The organism is Marinobacter sp. BSs20148 (assembly GCF_000283275.1).
Classification (GTDB): Bacteria; Pseudomonadota; Gammaproteobacteria; order Pseudomonadales; family Oleiphilaceae; genus Marinobacter; species Marinobacter psychrophilus.
This window is the reverse complement of record NC_018268.1, coordinates 2,214,083-2,237,383: the sequence shown is the minus strand read 5'-3', so window position 1 is coordinate 2,237,383 and position 23,301 is coordinate 2,214,083. Positions and strand designations below refer to the sequence as shown.

General features: G+C 55.1%; 20 protein-coding genes. 11 read left to right on the top strand and 9 right to left on the bottom strand.

All coding sequences use genetic code 11. The features are described 5' to 3' along the window. Window positions 1-10 precede the first annotated feature (10 nt). From lolA to serS, 3 genes are all read left to right on the top strand, one after another. Window positions 11-697: an outer membrane lipoprotein chaperone LolA gene (gene lolA, locus MRBBS_RS10165; RefSeq protein ID WP_014871412.1), complete on the top strand. Its 687-nt coding sequence runs from the start codon at window positions 11-13 to the stop codon at window positions 695-697. After that, complete coding sequence (locus MRBBS_RS10160) at window positions 697-2,034, top strand: replication-associated recombination protein A (protein WP_014871411.1); 1,338 nt, start codon at window positions 697-699, stop codon at window positions 2,032-2,034. The genes lolA and MRBBS_RS10160 overlap by 1 nt, the downstream gene beginning before the upstream one ends. A 116-nt stretch (window positions 2,035-2,150) precedes the next feature. Then, complete coding sequence (serS, locus tag MRBBS_RS10155; RefSeq protein ID WP_014871410.1) at window positions 2,151-3,425, top strand: serine--tRNA ligase; 1,275 nt, start codon at window positions 2,151-2,153, stop codon at window positions 3,423-3,425. A 74-nt stretch (window positions 3,426-3,499) separates the two neighbouring features. On the opposite strand, the gene MRBBS_RS10150 is transcribed toward serS, so the two are convergent. After that, the gene (locus MRBBS_RS10150; RefSeq protein ID WP_014871409.1) at window positions 3,500-4,576 is read right to left on the bottom strand and encodes a 3-deoxy-7-phosphoheptulonate synthase; all 1,077 of its coding nucleotides are present in this window, start codon (window positions 4,574-4,576) and stop codon (window positions 3,500-3,502) included. A gap of 113 nt (window positions 4,577-4,689) precedes the next feature. On the opposite strand from MRBBS_RS10150, the gene MRBBS_RS10145 reads away from it, so the two are divergent. Continuing rightward, window positions 4,690-6,525, top strand: a complete 1,836-nt coding sequence (locus MRBBS_RS10145; RefSeq protein ID WP_014871408.1) for a DUF1631 family protein — start codon at window positions 4,690-4,692, stop codon at window positions 6,523-6,525. Beyond that, the gene (locus MRBBS_RS10140; RefSeq protein ID WP_014871407.1) at window positions 6,518-6,940 is read left to right on the top strand and encodes a PilZ domain-containing protein; all 423 of its coding nucleotides are present in this window, start codon (window positions 6,518-6,520) and stop codon (window positions 6,938-6,940) included. Before MRBBS_RS10145 ends, MRBBS_RS10140 begins: the two co-directional genes overlap by 8 nt. A gap of 138 nt (window positions 6,941-7,078) precedes the next feature. Here MRBBS_RS10140 and MRBBS_RS10135 read toward each other — a convergent pair whose 3' ends face one another. From MRBBS_RS10135 to gloB, 7 genes are all read right to left on the bottom strand, one after another. Further along, window positions 7,079-7,873: an enoyl-ACP reductase gene (locus MRBBS_RS10135; protein WP_007351048.1), complete on the bottom strand. Its 795-nt coding sequence runs from the start codon at window positions 7,871-7,873 to the stop codon at window positions 7,079-7,081. Between the two features lie 103 nt (window positions 7,874-7,976). Beyond that, window positions 7,977-9,596: an ABC transporter ATP-binding protein gene (locus tag MRBBS_RS10130; protein ID WP_014871406.1), complete on the bottom strand. Its 1,620-nt coding sequence runs from the start codon at window positions 9,594-9,596 to the stop codon at window positions 7,977-7,979. 1 nt (window position 9,597) lies between these two features. Continuing rightward, entirely contained in the window at window positions 9,598-10,641 is a 1,044-nt protein-coding gene (locus tag MRBBS_RS10125; protein WP_014871405.1) for an ABC transporter permease, read from the bottom strand. A 3-nt stretch (window positions 10,642-10,644) separates the two neighbouring features. Beyond that, window positions 10,645-11,727, bottom strand: coding sequence for a microcin C ABC transporter permease YejB (locus tag MRBBS_RS10120; protein ID WP_014871404.1), 1,083 nt, complete (start codon window positions 11,725-11,727; stop codon window positions 10,645-10,647). Beyond that, on the bottom strand, window positions 11,728-13,596 hold the full coding sequence (locus MRBBS_RS10115; protein ID WP_014871403.1) for an extracellular solute-binding protein: 1,869 nt from the start codon (window positions 13,594-13,596) through the stop codon (window positions 11,728-11,730). Between the two features lie 40 nt (window positions 13,597-13,636). After that, window positions 13,637-15,376 (bottom strand): LysM peptidoglycan-binding domain-containing protein, encoded by a 1,740-nt coding sequence (locus MRBBS_RS10110; RefSeq protein ID WP_014871402.1) that lies wholly within the window; start codon window positions 15,374-15,376, stop codon window positions 13,637-13,639. A gap of 190 nt (window positions 15,377-15,566) precedes the next feature. Then, window positions 15,567-16,370 carry a hydroxyacylglutathione hydrolase gene (gene gloB / locus MRBBS_RS10105; protein ID WP_014871401.1) on the bottom strand — a complete coding sequence of 268 codons (804 nt, stop codon included), beginning with the start codon at window positions 16,368-16,370 and terminating at the stop codon, window positions 15,567-15,569. Between the two features lie 150 nt (window positions 16,371-16,520). Between gloB and MRBBS_RS10100 the strand changes: the two genes are divergently transcribed. The 4 genes from MRBBS_RS10100 to MRBBS_RS10085 all read left to right on the top strand — a co-directional run bounded on the left by MRBBS_RS10100 (window position 16,521) and on the right by MRBBS_RS10085 (window position 20,368). Next, window positions 16,521-17,303, top strand: a complete 783-nt coding sequence (locus MRBBS_RS10100; RefSeq protein ID WP_014871400.1) for a class I SAM-dependent methyltransferase — start codon at window positions 16,521-16,523, stop codon at window positions 17,301-17,303. Continuing rightward, complete coding sequence (gene rnhA, locus MRBBS_RS10095) at window positions 17,300-17,740, top strand: ribonuclease HI (protein WP_014871399.1); 441 nt, start codon at window positions 17,300-17,302, stop codon at window positions 17,738-17,740. The genes MRBBS_RS10100 and rnhA overlap by 4 nt, the downstream gene beginning before the upstream one ends. 33 nt (window positions 17,741-17,773) lie before the next feature. After that, window positions 17,774-18,484, top strand: a complete 711-nt coding sequence (gene dnaQ / locus MRBBS_RS10090) for a DNA polymerase III subunit epsilon (protein ID WP_014871398.1) — start codon at window positions 17,774-17,776, stop codon at window positions 18,482-18,484. A 174-nt stretch (window positions 18,485-18,658) separates the two neighbouring features. Then, window positions 18,659-20,368, top strand: coding sequence for a chemotaxis protein (locus tag MRBBS_RS10085; RefSeq protein ID WP_014871397.1), 1,710 nt, complete (start codon window positions 18,659-18,661; stop codon window positions 20,366-20,368). A 73-nt stretch (window positions 20,369-20,441) separates the two neighbouring features. Here MRBBS_RS10085 and MRBBS_RS10080 read toward each other — a convergent pair whose 3' ends face one another. Continuing rightward, a complete protein-coding gene (locus tag MRBBS_RS10080) occupies window positions 20,442-20,756 on the bottom strand; it encodes an SCP2 sterol-binding domain-containing protein (RefSeq protein WP_014871396.1) in 315 nt (104 codons plus the stop codon). 181 nt (window positions 20,757-20,937) lie between these two features. Between MRBBS_RS10080 and sohB the strand changes: the two genes are divergently transcribed. Together sohB and MRBBS_RS10070 are read left to right on the top strand one after the other, a co-directional pair. After that, window positions 20,938-22,026: a protease SohB gene (gene sohB / locus MRBBS_RS10075; RefSeq protein ID WP_014871395.1), complete on the top strand. Its 1,089-nt coding sequence runs from the start codon at window positions 20,938-20,940 to the stop codon at window positions 22,024-22,026. Window positions 22,027-22,075: 49 nt separating this feature from the next. After that, window positions 22,076-23,095, top strand: coding sequence for a YhdH/YhfP family quinone oxidoreductase (locus MRBBS_RS10070; protein ID WP_014871394.1), 1,020 nt, complete (start codon window positions 22,076-22,078; stop codon window positions 23,093-23,095). The last annotated feature ends 206 nt before the right edge of the window (window positions 23,096-23,301 follow it).

The window sequence follows — 23,301 nt, the reverse complement described above, 5'->3', positions numbered from 1 at the left end:
AGCAGGCAATATGGCGAATAAAAGCACAACGGGTGTTCTGAAACAGCTGGCCACAGCGCTGTTTGCAATGATTCTGACCAGCGCGGCAACGGCGGCTGTCAGTGACGATTTACAAAAAGAGGGACTGCATAAAGACGCGGCGACTCAGCTGGCTGCATTGTTGAGGGGTTACCAGACATACCAGGCTGACTTTATCCAAATTGTGGTGGGCAACGGCGGCGAACGCGTTCAGGAAAGCCACGGCTCTATGAAGGCCAAGCGTCCGGGACTGTTTTACTGGGAAAGCAAAGCGCCTATGGCCCAGTACATCGTCAGTAACGGCGATGAGGTGTCGGTGTACGATCCAGACCTGGAGCAGGTTACCGTGCACAAGCTAAACAGCGATGTGCAGGCCACGCCGGCTTTGCTGCTGAGCGGTGAGGTGGATAACCTGGCGCTGACCTATGACGTCTCTACCCGCAGGGTGGGCGACAACATCCGCGAATTTACGCTAACGCCTAAAAGCCCGGATTCACTGTTCGTCGCGTTGCGGATGTCGTTTTTTGACGGGCAGCTGCAGGAAATGCGAATGGAAGATTCCCTGTCGCAAATCAGTATTATGAGCTTTGATGACATTGTGCTGAACGCGGATATAGCAGCGTCGGTATTCAAGCTGGACTACCCGGCCGGTGTGGATATTATCCGTGACGGTAGCTAATGCAAGATAGCCTGTTTGCCATCAGCGGCGGATTTCGCCCGTTGGCCGCACGCATGCGGCCAACCCGGTTGGCAGACTATGTGGGTCAGCCCCATCTGGTTGGGCCCGGCAAACCGCTGCGGCGGGCGGTGGAACAGGGCCAGCTACATTCAATGATTTTGTGGGGCCCGCCCGGGGTGGGCAAAACCACCTTCGCCCAATTGCTGGCTAACGTGAGTGACCTGGCCTTTGAAAGCGTATCTGCGGTACTCAGCGGGGTAAAAGACATACGCGCGGCTGTTGAGCGTGCGCGGGCACGCAAGCAGGGCAGCGGTCAGGACACCTTGCTGTTTGTGGACGAAGTTCACCGCTTCAATAAAAGCCAGCAAGACGCCTTTTTACCGCACATTGAAGACGGCACCTTTATTTTTGTGGGTGCCACTACCGAAAATCCGTCTTTCGAGTTAAACAGTGCGCTGCTGTCTCGCACCCGCGTTTACGTATTGAAAAACTTGGAAGATGACGATATTCAGCGCCTGCTTATCCGCGCGTTAAGCGCCGAGGAAGGCTTTGGTGGTCGCCTGCGGGTAGCCGAGGACGTATTGGCGATGATGGCCAGCGCCGCCAGTGGCGATGCCCGCAGGGCACTGAACATTCTGGAAGTGGCCGCCGATCTGGCGGAGCCAGACGTTGATGGTGTCGACAGCGTCAGTGAAGACCAGCTTGAGCTGGTGATGCAAACCAGTCTGCGCCGTTTCGATAAGGGCGGCGACGTTTTTTACGACCAGATTTCGGCGTTGCACAAGTCGGTAAGGGGGTCTGATCCAGACGGCTCGCTTTATTGGATGTGCCGTATGCTCGACGGCGGCTGCGACCCGCTATACGTGGCCCGCCGGCTGGTGCGCATCGCCAGTGAAGACATAGGTAACGCCGATCCCAGGGCGCTGCAGCTGACCCTCGAAGCTTGGGATACCCAAGAGCGCCTGGGTTCACCCGAAGGTGAACTGGCGCTGGCGCAAGCGGTGATTTACCTGGCTATGGCGCCAAAAAGCAACGCTGTTTATAAGGCGTTTAACCAGTGTATGGCTGACATCCGCCAAGATAAAGATTTCGAAGTACCGGTACATCTGCGCAACGCACCTACCCAATTGATGAAATCCATGGGCCACGGCGAATCTTATCGTTACGCTCATGACGAGCCCGACGCTTTTGCGGCCGGTGAAGGTTACTTACCTGAAGCCATCAGCAAGCGCCGGTATTATGAGCCGGTGGCTCGCGGCCTGGAAATCAAACTCGCTGAAAAACGCCAGCGCCTGGACCAGCTGAACGCGGCCAGCCCACGCAAGCGCTATAGCTGAAGCACTGGGCTTTCTATCAGGGTGGCCTGTGGCTGAAGCACTGGCCACGGGCTGCCGTGACGGTATAATGGCGGCCTTTCATAAAATCATTGTTAAACCGACCAGTCAGGATAATCATGCTCGACCCAAAACGCGTCCGCAGCCAAACCGAAGACATTGCCCGCCGTTTGGCCATCAAAAACTTCACCTTTGATACCGCCGCCTTTGAGCAGCTGGAAGAGCGCCGCCGTGGCCTTCAGGTGCGGACCGAGACCCTGCAAGGCGAGCAGAATAAAAAATCCAAGTCCATCGGCAAAGCCAAAGCCTCTGGCGAAGACATACAACCGTTGCTGGATGAAGTAGACGACCTGAAAGCCCGTAAATCCAAGGCCGAAGACCAGCTGCGTGAACTTCAGGAAGAACTGAATCACTTTCTTGCCGCTATCCCGAACGTGCCGGATGAAGGCGTGCCCGCGGGTAAAGACGACGATGATAACGTTGAGCTTCGCACCTGGGGCACGCCTCGCGTGTTTTCGTTCGAGCCGCAAGACCACGTTGCTCTGGGCGAAGCTCTGAACGGAATGGACTTTGAGACGGCGACGAATCTGGCGCACTCGCGTTTTGTGGTGATGCGTGGTCAAGTGGCCCGGCTGCATCGCGCATTGGCGCAGTTCATGCTGGATTTGCACACCGAAGAGCACGGCTACACCGAAGCTTACGTGCCTTATCTGGTGAACGCCGAAGCACTGTTTGGCACTGGCCAGCTGCCAAAATTTGAAGCAGACCTGTTCCGTGTAGAGAGTGAAAAGCCGCTTTACCTTATTCCCACCGCGGAAGTGCCGGTGACCAACCTGATCGCCGACAGCATTCTGGATGCCGCTGAATTGCCGTTGAAAATGGTCTGTCACACGCCTTGTTTTCGCAGTGAGGCTGGCTCTTACGGCCGTGATACCCGTGGCATGATTCGCCAGCACCAGTTCGACAAGGTAGAGCTGGTTCAGGTTGTGCGGCCTGAAGATTCCGACGCGGCGCTGGATGCATTGACCGGCCACGCTGAAAAAGTATTGCAGCTGCTGGAGTTGCCGTACCGCACCATGGCTCTGTGTGGCGGCGATATGGGTTTTTCCGCTGCTCGCACTTACGATCTGGAGGTATGGCTGCCAGGGCAGCAGAAGTTCCGTGAGATTTCTTCCTGTTCCAATACCCGGGACTTTCAAGCCCGCCGTATGCAGGCGCGCTGGCGCAACCCGGAAACCGGCAAACCAGAGCCAGTGAACACCCTCAACGGCTCAGGTCTGGCCGTTGGCCGTGCTTTGATTGCGGTGATGGAAAACTATCAGCAGGAAGACGGCAGCATTACAGTGCCGGACGTTCTGAAGCCGTATATGCGTGGTCTGGACAAGATCGGCTAACTCAAATGAAAGCCGGGGACACCGCAGGGACAGATTTCAAATCTGTCCCTATGCTGCTAAGTCGGTCCCTTATCTTAAGCCCTGGCGCGTTTTGGCAGCACATCTTTGAGCTTGTTACGCATCTCGTGAACTGCTTTTTCGGTGGTGTCCCAGTCAATACAGGCATCGGTCACCGATACGCCATACTTCAGGTCTGCCAAATTCTGCGGGATCGACTGGTTACCCCAGTTGATGTTGCTTTCAATCATCAGGCTCTGGATGGAGGTGTTGCCGTCCAGAATCTGGTTAGACACGTCGTTCATTACCAGGGATTGAATAGCCGGGTCTTTGCTGGAGTTAGCGTGGCTACAATCCACCATGATGGCTTTTCGCAGGCCAGACTTCTCTAGAGCCTGTTCGCACAGGGCCACGTTGACTGAATCATAATTAGGTTTGCCACCACCACCGCGCAGAACCACGTGGCCGTAGTTGTTGCCCCTGGTACGAATAATGGCAACCTGGCCTTGCTGGTTTATACCCAAAAAGCTGTGGGGGTGAGACACGGATTTCATGGCGTTTACGGCAACGTCTAGATTGCCATCGGTGCCGTTTTTAAAGCCAATGGCCATAGACAAGCCGCTGCTCATTTCCCGGTGGGTTTGCGATTCGGTGGTGCGGGCACCAATGGCCGACCAGGAGATCGCATCTTGAAGATACTGCGGGGAAATGGGGTCTAGCGCCTCGGTGGCCGTGGGCAGGCCCAGTTCGCTGATATCAATAAGCAGTTTGCGGCCGATGTGGAGGCCCTGCTGAATATCAAAGGTATCGTCCAGCCGGGGATCGTTAATCAGACCTTTCCAGCCAACGGTGGTGCGCGGTTTTTCAAAATAGACTCGCATCACAATCAGCAGTGTGTCGCTTACTTCGTCAGCCAGCTTTTTCAGGCGCCGGGCATAATCCAGAGCGGCATCAACATCGTGAATGGAGCAGGGGCCTAACACCAGAAACAGCCGGTGATCGGTGCCGTCCATAATGTTGTAGATATCCTGGCGACCTTTCGCCACGGTGGCGGCTGCTTTGTCTGTAAGCGGCAAATCTTGTTTAAGTGTTTCAGGCGGCATCAGTGTTTCCTGGCTCGCCACGTTCAGGTTCTCTAATTTCGTGCCTGACATAGTTATGATTATTCCCTGATAAGAGCACCGGAGGTTTTCGGTAAAGCCTCGGCTAGTCCGTTATACTGCGTTATTTATCCGGCCTTTTCAACGCTCTTGAAAGTGGGAGATCCATGCCTTTAAAGCCGTCACAGCTACCCGCCAGTCAGGTGAAGGCGACAGATTACGGTGCAACGGAACAGGTGCTCAGCAATATTCGAGTGCCGGATTTACCGTATCCGGTGAGTGGCGACTGCGATACTCAGGCCGATGCGTGGCGCGCGTTGATGGCTCAGTTCTGGCAACAACAAAGCAATGCGAGGGTGAACGACCTGATCAGTGCCGAAGGCGGCGTGTTTAGCGTACGACAGGTTAATGCAGCCTACTTGGCTGATCGGTTGATGGATGTCTTTCTGACCAGCAGTGGCTTTCATCTGGAATTGGTTCGTCGCCTGGCTCGTACACGTTTTTATTTAGCCTGGCAGCTGAACGAAACGGGTTCGGCGGCCTTCAGTGACAGCTTGCTGGCTGCGTTTGACGGCTTGCAGTATTGGCGTGGCTGGAGCCCCGGCGCCGGACGTTCGGCGCGGGTGCTGGCTGACCAGCTGGGCGACATGACCGTCGCCATAACAGAGGCGTTTGCGCAGCAAGAAATCGTAAATGCGGATGATTTTTTTCGGCGCTGGAGCGAACTGACTCGGCGTCAGAAAAATCAAACCAACCATTTACATGATCGACTGTTGGCCACGGAGCAGGGTGCGGCCCGCCAGCGTTATGCCGACCAGACCGCGCGGGCGCTGGTTAGCCGGGCGTTGCACGGCCGGCGCTTGCCAGCCGCGTTCAATGAGTTTATTGAAAAGTATTGGTTGCCGCTGTTAATCCGCGCACTGCGCGATGGCGGTATGGACGGCAGCGATTTCCGCCACGGGCACAAGCTGTTGGAATGGTTGGTGTGGCTTGGTGACCCGGCGCTATCTGATGGTCAGCGCGACCGCCTGTACCAAGTGGGCGAACAGATGACAGACCGTTTGCTAGACGTGTGGCAATGCATCATGGACTCGGCGCTGTCAGCCAGCACCCTTTACGGCATCCAGCTGGCGATGATGGAACGCATGCGCGAGAGCAGCAACGGCGAGCTACACTCTACGGACGCGTGCATTGGTGCTATAGCGGCTGACCTGCGCTGGTTGAGCTTAAAAACCCCGTCAGCCACCGAAATAGACGCAACCTCCGGGCGCTGGTACGAAATACATCAAGATAGTGCCAAGCAACGCCGCTACTTTTTTGCTTTTCTGCCCGACACCGCCGAAATTCTGTGGACCAACGGCGCAGGTGTGAAGTTGGGTTTTCAGGATTTCAGCGAATTTTGTGCTCATCGCGAGCGCGGCCAGATTAAACCTTTACAAGACAGTGTGGCGTTCAGCTGTGTACTAAAGCAGATACTCGCGGTTCTGGCCGCGGCAGCGGCGCGCCAGAAACGCGAGCGGACGACTGCAGCAGCGTTAGCGCACGCCCGGGCAGAGGCGTTGCGTCGCGAGCGACAGCAACGCGAAGAGGAGCACCAGCAACAACTGGAAGCGCGCAAAGTAGAAGTGGAGCGCTTGCAGCTTCAGGCTGAAGATCAACGCCTTGACAAGGCGAAGGCGCAAGAAGAAATGGCTTGGCAGGAGCGCCTGCGGACGGCTGAAAAACAGGTTTTCGGGCTGAAACCGGGGCACTGGATTATGATTCTTGACCCCTTGATTACCGAAGCCGGCGTTGTGCGTATGAAACTGGCCATGCGCCTGAGTACCCGCCATAAAATGGTTTTTGTAGACCGTTTTGGGCTGAATCAACGTGAGCTTCAGGAGCAGGAACTGGTTGAGTACATTGCGGCCGAACAGATTCGCGTACTGGACAGCGGTGTGAATTTTGACGACACGCTGAGCGACGTTGTTGGCCGCATACGGGGAGGGCATTACAGTGGCTGACAAGGACTATACTTTCGGCCTGGCGAATGACGCTCGGTCTCCGGATAATCGTTTTGATTATCGCCTTTGCGCCAGGGCTAAAGCGGTGATCCATCTTGAAACCGGCGAGTCTGGGCAATACACCGATCGGAAACAGGTTCTGGCCTGCCCGGTGCGGGACCTGTCCGCGTCTGGGTTGCGGTTATGGAGCGCTTATTCGTTGCCTGTGGGGGCTTTTGTTCCGGCTGTGATTCACTTGGTGGACGGCCAGCCAGATTACCATTTGATGTTAGAAATTGTCTGGTGCGAGCCTGAACTGGCAGATGCTTCAGAGCCGCCCACCGGTTACCTGGCTGGCTGTCGGGTGCTTGAATCGGGCGGTACAGAGGCAGTGGAATGGCTGGAGGCGGTTGCTATGGCGATGCTGAAAGCCTGATCGCACGTTATTAGCTTGCATCACCCTTCGTCACTTTTTATTAGGCCCGTCAGGTTATTAGGCTCGTCAGGAACGGAATAATGCAAAACGCCGGCGTAAGCCGGCGTTTTGCATAACTGATCTCAATCGATCAATTCTTTAAATCTCTGCGTCTTCCAGTTCGCCCATACCCGTAATGTTGAAACCGGCATCGACATACATGATTTCGCCAGTGATACCGCTGGACAGGTCGGAACCCAAGAAAGCCGCGGCGTTGCCGACTTCATTGGTGGTTACGTTGCGGCGCAGCGGGGCGCGCCTTGCGTTTTCGGCCAACATTTTGCGGAAGCTCTTGATGCCAGACGCCGCCAGAGTTCTGATCGGCCCGGCAGAAATACCGTTCACGCGAATGCCGTCGCGGCCCAGGCTGGCGGCCATGTAGCGCACGTTAGCTTCCAGAGACGCTTTTGCCAAACCCATAACGTTGTAGTTCTGCAGAACTTTCTCTGCGCCCAGGTAGCTCAGGGTCAGCAGTGAGCTGCCTTCGTGCATCATGCCGCGAGCACCTTTGGCCAGAGCTACAAAGCTGTAGGAGCTGATGTCGTGGGCAATGCGGAAACCTTCACGCGTGGTCACGTCGACGTAGTTGCCGTCAAGCTCGTGGCCCGGGGCGAAACCCACGGCGTGAACGATGATGTCGATGTTGTCCCAGTGCTTGCCAAGTTCAGTGAACACGTTGTTGATTTCGTCATCACTGGCAACATCACAAGGGAAGGTGAGCGTGCTGCCCCATTGTGCGGCGAATTTCTCGACCCGCGGCTGCAGTTTTTCATTTTGGTAAGTGAAGGCCAGTTCGGCGCCTTCGCGGGCGAAGGCTTCAGCGATGCCGTAGGCAATCGACAATTTGCTTGCAACGCCAACGATCAGGGCTCTTTTGCCACTGAGAATTCCCATGGGTGTTCTCCTTATATTAACGCGTTACGCTTTGTAAACGAATGACGCTATGTTCAAGATTTGCGGGCATTATCCCGGTTTGATGGCTGGGCGTAAGGCTCAATTAGTCTAAAGTTTTCTGATAAAAGAAGGCTGCACTCAGCAGCTCCCGTGTGTACGGTTGTTCAGGCGCGGCAAATATCTCGGCGGCTTTGCCGTATTCCACAATACGGCCATGCTGCAACACCAACAGTTTGTGGCTCAGCGCCCGAACCACCGCCAGGTCGTGACTGATAAAAATGTAGCTTAGCGCATATTTTCGCTGGAGCGATTGTAACAGCTCAATCACTTGCTTTTGCACGGTTCGGTCCAGAGCCGAGGTTGGCTCGTCCAGAATGATCAAATCCGGCTGCAACACCAGAGCTCTGGCAATGGCTACACGCTGGCGCTGACCGCCGGAAAATTCGTGCGGGTAACGGTGGCGATCCTGCGGGTTTAAACCAACGTCCGTCAGCGCCTGCACCACCAGCGCATCTTGGGCTTCGGGGGTATCTGGCGTATGAATTTCAAGCCCTTCCTGAACAATCTCGGCAATCGACATGCGCGGGCTAAGACTGCCAAACGGATCCTGAAAAACAATCTGAATGCGTTTGCGGAAAGGGCGGAACTGTTTCTGGTTCAGGTTCGCTAAGGGCTGGCCATCCAGATCAATATGACCGCTGGCCGCTGTCAGTTTCAGCAGAGCGTGGCCAATGGTGGTTTTGCCGCTGCCGCTTTCGCCTACAATGCCCAAAGTCTGGCCCCGCTCCAGCTCGAAATCAACGTCTTGTACCGCATGGAAGCTCGATTTTACGCGTCCTAGCAGGGTTTTGGCCGTGGTAAAACGCACATTCAACTCACGAACCCGCAGTAGCAGCGTTGCATTTTCAATGTCGGACCTGACGGGCGGTGATTCGGGTGGTTCGGCGTCTAGCAGGCGCTTGGTATACGGATGCTGTGGCGTTGTAAACAGAGTTTCAACTTTGGCCTGTTCCACTAACTGGCCTTGTTCCATCACCACCACCCGGTCGGCGTAGCGGCGCACAATGGTCAAATTGTGGGTGATCAGCAAAATGGCCATGCCCAGTTTTTTCTGCAACTGCTGCAACAGTTCCAAAACCTGCTTTTGGACAGTTACGTCCAGTGCGGTGGTGGGCTCGTCAGCGATCAGCAATTCCGGCTCGTTGGCCAGCGCCATAGCGATCATTACCCGCTGTTTCTGCCCGCCAGATAACTGATGCGGGTAGCTGGCCAGGCGGCTTTTCGGATCGTCTATACCGACTAATTGCAGCAGCTCGATGCAGCGGGCCCTGGCCTGGTCACCGCGCAGGCCTTTGTGCAAGGCCAGTGTTTCGCTGATTTGTTTTTCCACGGTGTGCAGCGGGTTCAGCGAGGTCATCGGCTCCTGGAAAATCATACTGATCTGGCGCCCGCGCACCTGGCGCAGACGGTTTTCCGGGGCTTTTAGCAGGTTTTCACCGTGGAACAGAATCTCGCCGCTGGGATAACTAACGTGGCGGGCATCCAACAGGCGCAGTACAGACAGCGCTGAAATGGATTTGCCAGAACCACTTTCACCGACCAGAGCCAGGGTTTCTCCGGCGTGTACCTGAATGTCCAGGCCTCGCACCAGCGGCGGTTGGCCGTTAAAGCTGATAGCCAGGTCATTAATGGATAATAACGGCTGTGTTTTTTGACCCGCCATATCAGTTTTTCCTCGGGTCAAAAGCATCGCGCACCGCTTCGCCGACAAACACCAGCAACGTCAGCATCACCGACAGGGACACGAACGCCGAGATACCCAGCCAGGGGGCGTGTAGATTGGCTTTGCCTTGGGCAATCAGTTCGCCCAACGACGGCGAACCGGAAGGCAGACCAAAACCCAGAAAATCTAGCGAGGTCAGCCCGGTAATGGCGCCGGTTAATATAAACGGTAAAAAGGTGAGAGTGGCCACCATGGCGTTGGGCAGAATATGGCGGAACATGATTTTCCGGTTATCCAGCCCCAGTGCCCTTGCCGCCTTCACATATTCAAAATTACGCGCGCGCAAAAATTCGGCACGCACCACATCTACCAGCCCCATCCAGCTGAACAGCAGCATAATGCCCAGCAGCCACCAGAAGTTTGGCTGCACAATGCCAGACAGAATAATCAGCAAGTAGAGCACCGGAAGGCCGGACCAGATTTCGATAAAACGCTGGCCGAACAGGTCCACTTTGCCGCCGTAAAAACCTTGCAGTGCGCCTACGGTAACGCCTACAACGCAGCTGGCCAGGGTCAGAATCAGCCCGAACAGTACGGAAATGCGAAAGCCGTAAATAACTCTGGCGGCAACGTCGCGGCCCTGATCGTCTGTGCCTAGCCAGTTTTCGGCGCTGGGCGGCGCCGGCGAAGGCACGTCCAAATTGTAATTGATGGTGTTGTAACTGAAGCGGATGGGTGGCCACAGCATCCAGCCGTTGGCGTTTATTTCATCAGCGATAAACGGGTCGCGGTAATCTGCAGTGGTGGGCAAAAAGCCGCCAAAGGTTTCCTCTGGAACATCTTGAACAACTGGGGCGTACAACTGGCCCTTATACGACACCAGCAGCGGCGAATCGTTGGCAATGACCTCTGCTACCAGAGCCAGTCCGAACAGCAGCAAAAACACCCACAGCGACCAAAAGCCGCGACGATTAGCGCGGAAGTTAGCGAGCCTGCGCTTCTGTATGGGGGTAAGCTTTGAGAACGATGCGGTCAAGGTTGCCACGGGTCAGGCACCTTCCCGGCTTTCGAAGTCAATGCGCGGGTCTACCAATACGTAGGTGATGTCGCTGATCAGCTTCAGCAACAGGCCCATCAGAGTAAATATGAACAGGGTGCCAAATATCACTGGGTAATCCCGGTTCAGGGCCGCTTCAAAGCCCAGTAGCCCAAGACCGTCGAGGGAGAAGATAACTTCAATCAGCAAGGCTCCGGTGAAAAACAGCGACACCAGAACCCCGGGCAGACTGGCGATCACAATCAGCATGGCGTTGCGGAAGACGTGGCCGTAAAGCACCTGTTTTTCTTCCAGTCCTTTTGCGCGGGCAGTGACCACGTAGTGCTTGCCGATTTCATCCATAAACGAGTTTTTGGTGAGTAGGGTGAGCGTGGCAAAACCGCCAATCACATTGGCCGTCACCGGCAGCGCCAGGTGCCAGAAATAGTCGCCCACTTGCTGATACCAGGTCATTTCATCGAAATTGCTGGAGGTAAGCCCGCGCAGGGGGAACCAGTCATAGTAGCTGCCGCCGGCAAACAGTACGATCAGCAAAATGGCAAACAGGAAGCCGGGAATGGCATAGCCAATCACAATTGCCGAACTGCTCCATACGTCAAAGCGTGAGCCGTCACTGACCGCTTTACGAATGCCCAGGGGAATAGAAATCAGATAGATAATAAGCGTGGACCAGAGCCCGAGGGAAATGGACACCGGCATTTTGTCCACAATCAGTTCCAGTACGCTTTTATCACGAAAAAACGAGTCGCCAAAATCGAGAGTGGCGTAGTCCTTGAACATCTTTAAAAAGCGCTCGTGGGCGGGCTTGTCGAAGCCGTACATGACTTCGATTTCTTTCAGCAATTCGTCTGGAATACCACGGCTACCCCGGCTATCGTTGCTGGTGACGACTTCGCCGCTGCTGTCGCCGCCTCCGGCACGGGCCAGAGTGTTGCCACCGTGGCCCTGCATTTGGGCAATCATTTGTTCAATCGGCCCGCCCGGGGCCGCCTGAACAATGACGAAATTGAGCAGCATAATGCCGATCAGAGTGGGGATAATCAGCGCCAGCCGGCGCAGAATGTAAACGCCCATTTAGCGTTCTACCCACCAATTGTTGATGTCGACGCCGTTTTTCGCAGCGTGTCCCGGGTGCTTGAGATATGACCAGTAGGCTACTCGGTCACTGGCCAGATACCAGTGTGGCACCACGTAATAGTTGTTTAACAAAACCCGGTCTAGGGCGCGGGTGCGGTACACCAGTTCTTCGCGGTCGGGCGCTTGAATCACTTGCTCGACCAATGCATCCACCACCGGGTTATTCACGCCAACGTAATTGCGTGAGCCGTTTACATCTAGGCTATTGGAGTGCCAGTAGTCGCGCTGCTCGTTGCCGGGGGAGTCAGACTGGCCAAATACTTGGGTGGTCATGTCGTAATCAAACGAGCGAACCCGCTGCACGTACTGATTGCTGTCTACCAGGCGTACAGTAACGTCTACCCCGAGGCGTGCCAGGTTGTTTTTGAACGGCAATACCACTCGCTCAAACGTTTTCTGAAACAACAGCACTTCAAAGGCCAGTGTTTCTCCTGTTTCGCTGTGTACCATCTTGCCGTTCTTGATGCTGTAGCCGGCGGCGCGAAGTTCTTCCAACGCAATCTTGAGGTTGGCCCGCACGCCTTGTTGGCCGTCGGTCACTGGAGGCTGATAGGCTTGACTGAACACCCGTGGCGGTAATGAATCGCGGTAGGGTTCAAGAATTTCCAGCTCGCGGCCTTCGGGTAAGCCGGAAGACGCCAGGTCGCTGTTGGCGAAATAACTGTCGCTACGAATGTACTGGTCGTAAAACAGATTTTGGTTGGCCCACTCAAAATCGAACGCGTAGGTCAGCGCTTTGCGTACTCTGGGGTCACTGAAAATGGCCTTTCGAGTATTGAACACAAAGCCCTGCATGCCGGCTGGCCGCTGGTGGCCAATGGCTTCGGTGATAATTTCACCGCTTTCGAAGCGTTGCCCGGTGTAGGAGGTAGCCCAGTTTTTGGCTGAAGACTCCAGGCGAAAATCAAAATTACCCGCTTTGAACGCCTCCAGCGCGACTGTGTCGTCATTATAGTAATCATAGCGAATTTGGTTGAAGTTGTAGCGGCCTTTGCGCACGCCCAAATCTTTTGCCCAGTAGTCCTTCACCCGTTCATAAGTTACTGACCGCCCGGCATCGAATTCGGCAATCCGATAGGGGCCGCTTCCCAGTGGAGGCGTTAAGCCGCTGTCGCCGAATTCGCGATCGGCCCAGTAGTGTGCCGGCAGTATCGGCAGCTGTCCCAGAATCATCGGTAATTCGCGGTTTTTGGTGGTGTCGAAATCAAATCGTATGCGCTGGGGACTCTCCACGGTTACGTTGCTGACATCGGCGTAATAGTTGCGGAAAAACGGGTGGCCTTCGGTAACCAGCGTGTTAAAGGAAAATGCGACGTCTTCGGCGGTAATCTGTTCGCCGTCTTGAAAACGGGCTTCGGAGCGCAAGTTGAACACCACGTAGCTGCGGTCGGCGGGTGTTTCAATGGATTCGGCAATCAGGCCGTAGGCTGAGAATGGCTCGTCGGCGGATGACTCCATCAGGGTGTCGTAAAGATAACCACTGATGCCAGCCGCCGCCACTCCGCGCAAATGAAACGGGTTGAAAGTGTCAAAACCGTTGGCTACGACTGCAAGGCGCAAAGTGTCGCCTTTCGGGGCACTAGGATTGACGTAGTCGAAGTGGGGAAAGCCCGGCGGGTATTTGGTATCGCCATGCATGGCGATACCATGCTGGGGGGTGTTAAAGGGTACCGAATTTTGGGTTTGGGGTGCTTCGCTGTTTTGTGCCATCAGGGGCGTTGCGAGCATCACCAAGCCTATGGAGGCGGCGCAAAGTAAGTGGTTAAAAAGCCGGGCCAATGATGTATTCGAGCGTTTTTTTATCATGGGTACCTTTGTTGTTTTAACCACGTTTATGGTGACCCGGTTATGGGCTGTTACGGATGTCCACGTAGAGTACCAGACTTTGCCCAGGTTGCAGATAATGCTCGGTATTTAGGTCATTCCAGCCAGCGATGTCGCTGATGTTCACCGAAAAACGCCCGGCAATGGCCGCCAGTGAATCACCTTTGCGCACGCTATAGCCGATTTTGCGCACCAGGGCTTTGATCCGCGCACTGGCACTGGAATCAGAACTGGCCACCGTGGTTTCGGCGTTCTGCGACCAGATCACGAGCTTCTTGCCCGGGATCAGTGGGTCGCCGGGTGCCATGCTGTTCCAGGCAGCCAGTTCACGCACTTTCACCCGGTGTTCTCGGGCGATATCCCAGAAGGTGTCCCCGGACCGAACGTGGTAGCTGACTTTGTCGCCATCACGCGGCCGCGACTGTTTCTTTTCCAGACGCTGGGCGGCGCTTAGGGCATAGGTTTCGCTGTCGCCGGTTGCGGATGGGATCATCAGGCGCTGACCGATACGGATTGTGTCGCCGTTGAGTTTGTTGAGCTTGCGGATGACCGGTGCGGTGGTTTCAAAACGCTGGGCTATGGTGCTTAGACTATCCCCGGAGCGCACCCTGTAGTTACGCCAGGACACACGTTGATTGACCGGGTAGGTTTTCAGGGCCTTGCGAAAGCGTTCTGCGCTGGCCACGGGCACTAACAACCGGTGTGGGCCATCAGGGTTGGTGGCCCAGCGGTTAAATGACGGGTTTAGCAGGTACATTTCGTCTATATCGGTCGCGGCCAGTTCGGCGGCTTTGGCCAAGTCTAGCTGCGAGCCGGTTTCAACCACGGCGAAGTAAGGCTCGTTGGCCAATGCTGGTAGATCGATGCCATAAGCTTGCGGATCGGCGAAGATTTTCGCCAGAGCCAGTAGCTTCGGTACGTAGTGACGGGTTTCTCTCGGCAGCTTCAGCGACCAGAAATCCGTTGGTTTGTCGGCGTTTTGATTACGACGTATAGCGCTGGAAACAGTGCCGCCGCCGCTGTTGTATGCAGCCAACGCAAGCGTGAAGTCGCCGTCAAAACGTTTGCTCAGGCGTTCGAGGTAGGTTAGAGCAGCGTCGGTAGCAGCGATGACATCGCGGCGGTCATCGTGCCACCAGCTTTGGGTTAAGCCGAAGTATTTTCCGGTGGCCGGAACGAACTGCCAGAGCCCCGCGGCGCGGCCGTGGGAGTAAGCGAACGGGTCAAACGCACTTTCTACAATGGGCAGCAAGGCCAGTTCTGTGGGTAAGCCACGACGTTCGGTCTCACTGATGATGTAGTGAAAGTAGCGGCTACCGCGCTCCATCACCCGCTCAATATAGTGGGGGTGGCTGGCAAACCAGGCGAGTTGCTGTTCCAGACGCGGTTGGTCTACCTCATGATCCAGCGCAAAGCCGTCCCGCAGGCGTTGCCACAAATCGGTGTTCTCGGTCTTGGTTGCGTTTTCGAGAGGGTTATCGGTTAGCGTTGCGGGCTGTTCAATATTGGCAGTGTTTAGCTTACTTCGGGCGGTTCTGGCTTGGGCTTTTAGTTCGGGGGCAATGGCGTCGTCTAACGGGTCATCTTGGCTGGCATGGGCTTGGCCTTCGATGACCGCCTCTTTAAAGTTTCCATCACCCCTGGCGACGGCTACATGTGTGGAATCGAGAGGGTCATCAGCGCTGCCGAGGGAGCGTTCACTTGCGCAACCAGCAATAAGTGCGGCGCTGAGCAAGCAAGTTAATAATCGGTTGGGAGACATAAATGCACGTTCCGAAAAAAATAACGGGCCAAATCAACGGCAGATTGCTCCTGGCGATTTTGGCTGCGAATAAAAGTTAAGAAGAGTCTATGGGTGTGGTTTGCCAGCGGTCAAGAAACCGATTGTTACCGCTTCGAGAGAAACGCACAAACAAGGGACAGATTTCAAATCTGTTCCTTGTTTTTATCTGTTAGCCGCGAAAGTGATCTTTGCTGTGACGAATCGCGGCGAATACGTCGTCTGGGCAGTTTATGGGTAGTTTGTGCTCACTAGCATAGCTTTCTGCAACATGAATCACGTCTGGATCGTCCCAACGCAGAAACAGGTTCAGGCGTTTTTCCTGAGCCAGGGTGGACGGCACTGTTGCCTTGTTGTTCGCCCGTGCCTGCTCGCATTGCTGTTCAAACTCGGCCAGTGCACTTGATTGTGGTAACCAGCTGCGGGCAAACCTGAGATTCGCCAAGGTGTACTCGTGAGCGCAATAGACGGCTGTGTTATCAGGCAACTGACGCAGGCTTTCCAAGGATTGGCGCATCTGCGCCGGTGTTCCTTCAAAGAGCCGGCCACAACCCGAAACGAACAGAGTATCGCCGGCGAACAGCAGCGGTCGCCCGGTTATGGCTGTGTCGTCGGTAAAAAAGGCGATATGGTCCAGCGTGTGGCCCGGGACCGCCATGCTGGTGAACGTAATGCCCTCCCATAGCGCGGTGTCGCCAGGATAGATGGGGTTTGTGCTGCCTTTGAACGGGCTGTCGGCCGGACCAATTATGCGGCAGTCGGGATACGTTTCGCGCAGCGCTTTAACGCCGCCAACGTGATCAGGGTGGTGGTGGGTGATTAGAATGACGGTAAGCGTCAGGCCCTGTTGCGCCAGGTGGTCCAGAACCGGTTGCGCCTGGCCCGGGTCCACGATCAGGGCGTTGTGCCGGTGCGGGTCAGCGATACACCATATATAGTTGTCATTGAACGCCGGTATTGCAGAAATCGTCAACATAACCCACCCATGTGCTTAGCTAATGTGGCTGCTATGATAAAGCATTCATCGATTTACCCCAAAACTTGCAGGCTAGGGTGGCGTGCGATGGCTTAGCTTTAGAGTTATAAAGTGGGGTTAAAAAGCAGGGCCAACAGGAGCAGCAGTATAGTGAAACTCGAAGAAGCTATTGATTACCAAGCGCGCCATGACAGCTTCGAGCAATGGTTCCAGACGCCGCTTGGCCGGGCTCTGCTGGCAGATCAGCGCCAGTACCTGGACCACAAATTGGCCAGCCACACCGGCGCCCGTCAGTTGCAGGTCGGCGTCAGCCATCGCCTGCCGCTAGCCACCGGCACCGACTTTTTGCAACGAATTATTACCGTGCCGCAATGGCATTCGGATATTTCTGGCGGGGTTGCGGTTTGCGACGCGGATGAACTGCCATTTCCCGGTGATTCGATGGATTTGGTTATTTTGCCCCACACGGCGGATTTTTCCCGTTACCCCCATCAGGTTCTGCGGGAGTCGGCAAGGGTGTTACGGGGAGAGGGCTGCATTGCCATTACCGGTTTTAATCCGTTCAGTGTTTGGGGCTTGCGCCGACTTTTGTCCGGGCGCTTTGGCAGGCCGTCGGGCGGTCCTTGGGGCGGGCTTTTTATGCCAGCAGGGCGAATGGAAGACTGGTTGCGGTTATTGGGCTTTCAGATAGAACATTCGGTGACCCGATTTTACGGTCTACCGTTACAGCGCTGGGCACGTAATCCGGTGCAGCGGCAGCCTAGCGGATTTATGCCGGGCGGCGCTTATTACTGTATCCTTGCGCGCAAGCGCGAACTGGCACGCACGCCTGGCCGACGTGCGTGGAGTAAAAGCAAGGTTATACGCCTGGCGGGTCGTCGCCCAGTGGGAGTGGCGCGTACTAGCCATAAGAATGATCAGGAGAGTGAATGAGCGGTAACGTGATTATGTACACCGACGGCGCCTGCAAGGGCAACCCAGGGCGCGGTGGTTGGGGAGTGGTGCTACGCTGGGGCGAGGTTTGCAAAACCTTGCACGGTGGCGAGCAGCACACCACCAATAACCGCATGGAGCTGATGGCCGCGATTGAAGGACTGAAAGCGCTAAAGCGCGATTGTGACGTAGAGCTCTACACCGACTCCCAGTACGTGCGCAAAGGCATCACCGAGTGGTTGGCCGGCTGGAAACGCAACGGTTGGAAAACGGCGGCTAAAAAGCCGGTTAAAAATGACGATCTGTGGAAAGCTCTGGATCAACAAAGCGAGCGCCACAGGGTAAACTGGCACTGGGTAAAAGGGCACGCCGGCGTGCCGGATAACGAACTGGCGGACCAGCTGGCGAACCAGGGCGTTGAAGAACTGACCGGTTAACCGGCTCAACGTAAAAGGGTAAAAGGTAACTGCATGCGACAAATTGTACTGGATACCGAAACCACCGGTATTGATCCTAACGAAGGCCACCGGATTATCGAAATTGGCTGCGTAGAGCTGGTTGAGCGGGCGTTAACCGGGCGCAATTATCATGTTTATGTAAATCCTGGCCGCCAAGTAGAAGCCGAAGCCGTTGCCATACACGGCATCACCAATGAGTTTCTGGCCGACAAGCCGCTGTTTGCGGTTGTTGCTGATGAATTTTTTGAGTTTATCCGCGGCGCGGAGCTGGTGATCCATAACGCAGCATTTGACGTTGGCTTTATGGACGCCGAATTTGGCCGTCTTGACGGCGGCCGCAAAACCGCCGAACACTGCGGAATTGTTGATACTCTGGCCATTGCCCGCAAGCGCCACCCCGGTCAAAAAAACAACCTGAACGCGCTGTGCAAACGCTACGGAGTAGACAACAGCAATCGCGAATTGCACGGTGCTCTGCTGGATGCGGAAATTCTGGCCGATGTGTACTTGCTGTTAACAGGCGGCCAAACCGCGCTGTTGCTGGATTCCGGCTCAGGTGAGGGTGCCTACGGCGATGGTATCCGCCGGGTGCAGGCCGCCCGCGATGCACTGCAGGTGATTCGTGCCAGTGCAGATGAAGATCTGGCCCATCACAAGTTTATGGCGATGATGGAAAAGAAAGCCGGCTTGACTGTGTGGAGCCAGGTTCTGGGTGCAGAATGAGAACTGCATCAGGAACTGCGTAGCAAACTGGGTAGAAAGAAATTACCTGACCCTGACGCCTTGGTTGAGTGGCGTGAAAATTGTGTTATAACTGAAGAACGTTACGACATTTTTTGATGTAATCGGTTAAACAGCGTGCGGTGCCACCGCAGGGTCAACATGGAAGCGTAAGTTATGGTGCAATCGTCTCTGGCAACGAAATCGCAGTCATTCGATTTCGTTAAAAGTGAAATCGAGCAAACCATCCGGCAGGCTGAAAACGGCCTTGCGCGCTTTCAGGAAAACCGGGAGAGTGAAGAAGATCTGCAAAGCTGCCTGGACTGTCTGAACCAGCTGCGGGGCATCTTCACTCTGGTGGAGCTGCGTGGCGGAACCTTGCTCTGCGAGGAGGCGGTAAGTACCTGCAATAACGTTCCAGTGGGTGCAGCCACCGACAAAAATATTCTGTTAACCACGCTCAACAAGGCCTTATTTGTACTGCGCCGATACGTGGAATACCACCACAATCATCGTCAGGACCACCCCAATCTGCTGTTACCGGTGATCAACGAACTGCGCGAAGCGCGCAACGAAGCTGTTTACCCGGAATCCTGGCATTTCAAGCTCGACCTTGCGCAACGCCCGGACTTTTGCAAAGGCATGAAACTGCGGCCTGTCGCCGACTACACCAAAAACTACGACATTATGGCCCGGCGCATGCGCTTGACCTACCAAGTGGCGCTGCTCGGCATTTTGCACGAACGCAACGACGCAGTCACAAAGAAGCTCATCAGCCGCGCCGCTCGTGGTTTTGCGCGGCTGTGCAACGGCAAACCCCAGTGCCAGCTATGGTGCCTGGTGGAAATTGTTGCCGATACCATGCTTGACCGTGCAATGATGTTTTCCAAGGCTCGTAAACGCCTGTTCATGGCGGTTGAGAAATACGCCCGCCAACTGGTTTACGTGGGTGCTGATTCTGCCAATAAACCAATACCTGACGACTTGCTTACCGATCTGGTGTACCTGTTGCATTGCAGCGGCTCGGCCAATCCCGAAGTCGCGCAGGTGCTTCAAGCCTTTCGCTTGGCGCCTGCAGAATTTTCGGACGCGATTCTGGAAGCTCATTCCCGCAAACTTTTCGGCCCGGGCAGTGATGTGCTCAAGTCCCTGTCAGAAGCAATGCAGGATGAGCTAAACCAGCTAAAAGACAAACTGGACATCATTGAGCGTGGTATCGAGCCGGACTTGGCCGAACTGGGATCGATTGCCGAAACCTTGGAAAAGTTGGCTAACACGCTGGTTATGTTGGATTTGAAGCGTTTGGCTGCAACCGCTAACAAGGAAGCCGTTAAGCTGCGCCAGCTGGAGCGCGAAACGCGTCTGCCAGACGAAACCGAACTGCACTGTCTGGCGGACTCTGTGCTTGGTATTGAAGAAGTTGTGTTGCAGATTGCCAACCGTGGCATTTCCAACGATGCCGACATGGCAAGCGTCAACCCGTCTGATAGCCGTGAAGAGTCACTGTGCCTGCGCGAAGCCGTGTGGGTGGTGGCGGATGAAGCCCGTAACGCGCTGACTCTGGCCAAACGAGCGATAACAGCGTTCATTGAATCGGATTACGACAAACTGCACCTGGCTAACGTGCCCACCACCCTGCACACCATTTGGGGTGGACTGGTGATGATTAACGACCCGGATGCCGCTGAATTGCTAGAGCGTGTTGGTGATGCCATACAGCACCAGCTTTTGGACAACCGCGAGCCGCCATCCGAACAGGTGCTGGAAGCGATGGCGGATGCTTTGACATCCCTCGAATACTACATTGGCAACATTGGCAAGCACGAGCCCGGAAATGCCGACCTGTTACGCCTGGCGAAAACGTCTTTGGACGAAGTTCGTCTTTAAAACCGACGATTTGGCAAACCCGGATCGAAAAAAAACCTGCCTATATGGCAGGTTTTTTTAAACGCGGACAGACTTAACCCATTTTAAACAGGTCGCCGAGTTTGGTCGCCAGCATCATGTCGCCTTCGGCGCGCAGTTGGCCAGCCATGAACGCCTGCATGCCGTCAGTTTCACCAGAAACGACTTCTTCCAGGGTTTCGGAATTCATGATCAGGGTAACGGAAGGGTCGTCGTGGGCGCCTTCGTGCAGCTTGCAGGTGCCGTCGTTAATCACCAAGTGGTAGGTTTTGTCGTCTTCAATATTGAACTGAAAAACCAGGTCCAGACCTTGCGCGGCTTCGGCGTTAAAACTCTGTTCCAGCTTTTCAAAGATTTTTTCTACGGACATAAATTTATCCTTTAAATGGTTGTGATGACGGCGACACAGCCTGACTCTTTTGCTGACTTTATGGCCGGTAGCGACAGCTGTCAAGTGCATTCAAACGATTGTTTTAATTTATGCCTGGGTTATCACCCGATGAGCTCTGGGTTACACTTGTGGGCTTATCTGAACCTATGGGAGAAACTCTTTGGAATTCCTTGCAGATTATGGTCTTTTCCTTGCTAAAGCCGTTACCTTGGTGCTGGCTGTGGTGGTGATTATTACCCTGATTATCTCCGCTGCCCAGCGGGAGAAAAGCAGTGAACACGAAGACGGTGAACTGCGCATCCGCAAACTCAATGACAACTACCGAAAATTGCGTGAGGGCATCGAAGCGCGATTGATGACGGACCTCGATCGCAAAGCCTTCGCCAAGTTGCGCAAAAAAGAAGAGAAAGCCGAGCGCAAAGCTGAAAAGGTAAAAGCCAAAGCTAAAAGCGCAAAAAGCGACACCACTGAGATCGTGGACGACGCCGTTAAAACCCGAGTGTTTGTGCTGGATTTTGATGGTGACATAAAAGCCAGTGACACCGAGGGCTTGCGCCGTGCTATTACGGCGGTACTCAGTGTGGCCAAGCCGGAGCAGGACGAAGTGGTCGTGCGTCTGGAAAGCGGCGGCGGCATGGTGCATTCCTACGGCCTGGCGGCAGCACAGCTGGACCGCATCCGCGCCAAAGGCCTGAATTTAACAGTGTGTGTCGATAAAGTAGCCGCCAGCGGTGGCTATATGATGGCCTGCGTAGCAGACCGCATTGTGGCGTCGCCGTTTGCGATTCTGGGTTCCATCGGCGTGGTGGCGCAGCTGCCCAACGTGCACCGGTTGCTGAAAAAGAACCACGTGGACTTTGAAGTATTGACGGCCGGGGAGCACAAACGCACCCTTACCGTGTTTGGTGAAAACACCGACAAAGGCCGGCAGAAGTTTTTGGCAGACCTTGAAGACATTCATCAGCTGTTCAAAGATTACGTGGGTGAACGCCGGCCCCAGCTAGACATGGCAGCGGTTGCCAACGGTGATATCTGGTTTGGCCGCCGTGCGTTAGACGTAAAGCTGATTGACGCTATACAAACTTCAGACGAGTATTTGCTGGAAGCGGTGGAACGCGCAGACGTGGTGTCGGTGACGTATCAACGCAAGCGCACATTACCGGAAAAACTTGGTCTGGCAGCCAGTGCTGCCGTTGAGCATACGGTTTGGCGCTTGTTAAGCGTATTCCGCAACCAGAACTTGCATTAAAAAGGCGCTGTAGGTAATGCCTTACAGTGCCCCAAACCAGGAGTCGTCAATGAGTGAATCTCAGAGCAAGCCGCAGCAAAATGGACAGGCTTATCAGGCCTGGCAGGTTAGCGAGCAGGATGGCGGTTATCGCGGCTGCGAAACGACGCTGAATACAGCGGATTTGCCGGCTGGCGACGTGCTGATTCGGGTCAGCCACTCATCACTCAACTACAAAGACGCGTTGTCTGCCTCCGGCAATAAAGGCGTTACCCGACAGTTTCCTCACACACCCGGTATTGATGCTGCGGGTGAGGTGGTCGAGTCGGCAACTGGCACGCCCGTGGTCGGCAGCCAAGTGCTGGTGACCGGTTACGATTTGGGAATGAACACCGCTGGCGGATTTGGTGAATACATTCGCGTGCCCGCAGCGTGGTGTATTGCTATGCCTGAGGGCTGGATGGCAAAAACCGCCATGATCTATGGTACTGCAGGGCTTACGGCCGGTCTGAGCGTCCACAAGCTGCTAACCATGGGCGCAACACCCGAGCAGGGTAAAGTGGCTGTTTCGGGCGCCAGCGGCGCGGTAGGCAGCGTAGCAGTGGAAATTCTATCTGTTCTGGGTTTCGATGTGGTGGCTATCAGCGGCAAAGCCGAGCAGGTAGACACTTTGCGTACCTTGGGTGCGGCTGAAATTTTGGGCCGTGATGCGCTGGAAGCGCAAAAGAAACCGATGTTGAAACCGGCGTTCGCCAACGCGGTGGACACCGTAGGTGGCGCACCGCTGGCAGAGCTGCTGAAGCAGGTACAGCCCGGCGGATCTGTCAGCTGTTGCGGCCTGGTGGCCGGCATTGAATTGCCTATCACCGTGCTGCCGTTCATATTGCGCGGCGTGAACCTGTTGGGTATCGACTCGGTAGAAATTCCGCTGGCGGATAAACACGTCATTTGGGACAAGTTGGCCGGCCCTTGGGGCTGTCCGCAAACGGAAAAGTCCGCCAAGGTTATCGGGCGCAGTGATCTTGCCAGCGCACTGGAAGCATTTCTGGCAGGCAAGTCCAGTGGCAAGATTGTGTTGGAACACGGTTAATTAATCCGAAGAGTGGCAAATAGCGCGATTCGTGCTTAACTGTGAACAGACCTTCTTACAGTTAAGCACGGGGAAATAGAAATGAGTAAATCTGTACGCAGTGATAGCCAAGTCGACGCCATTGCGGCCGTTGTGTTGATAACACTAGCAGTCGCTTTTGCGGTGATCTGGGTTTCTGGCCAGTAAGTTGCTACTGGATATAAGCG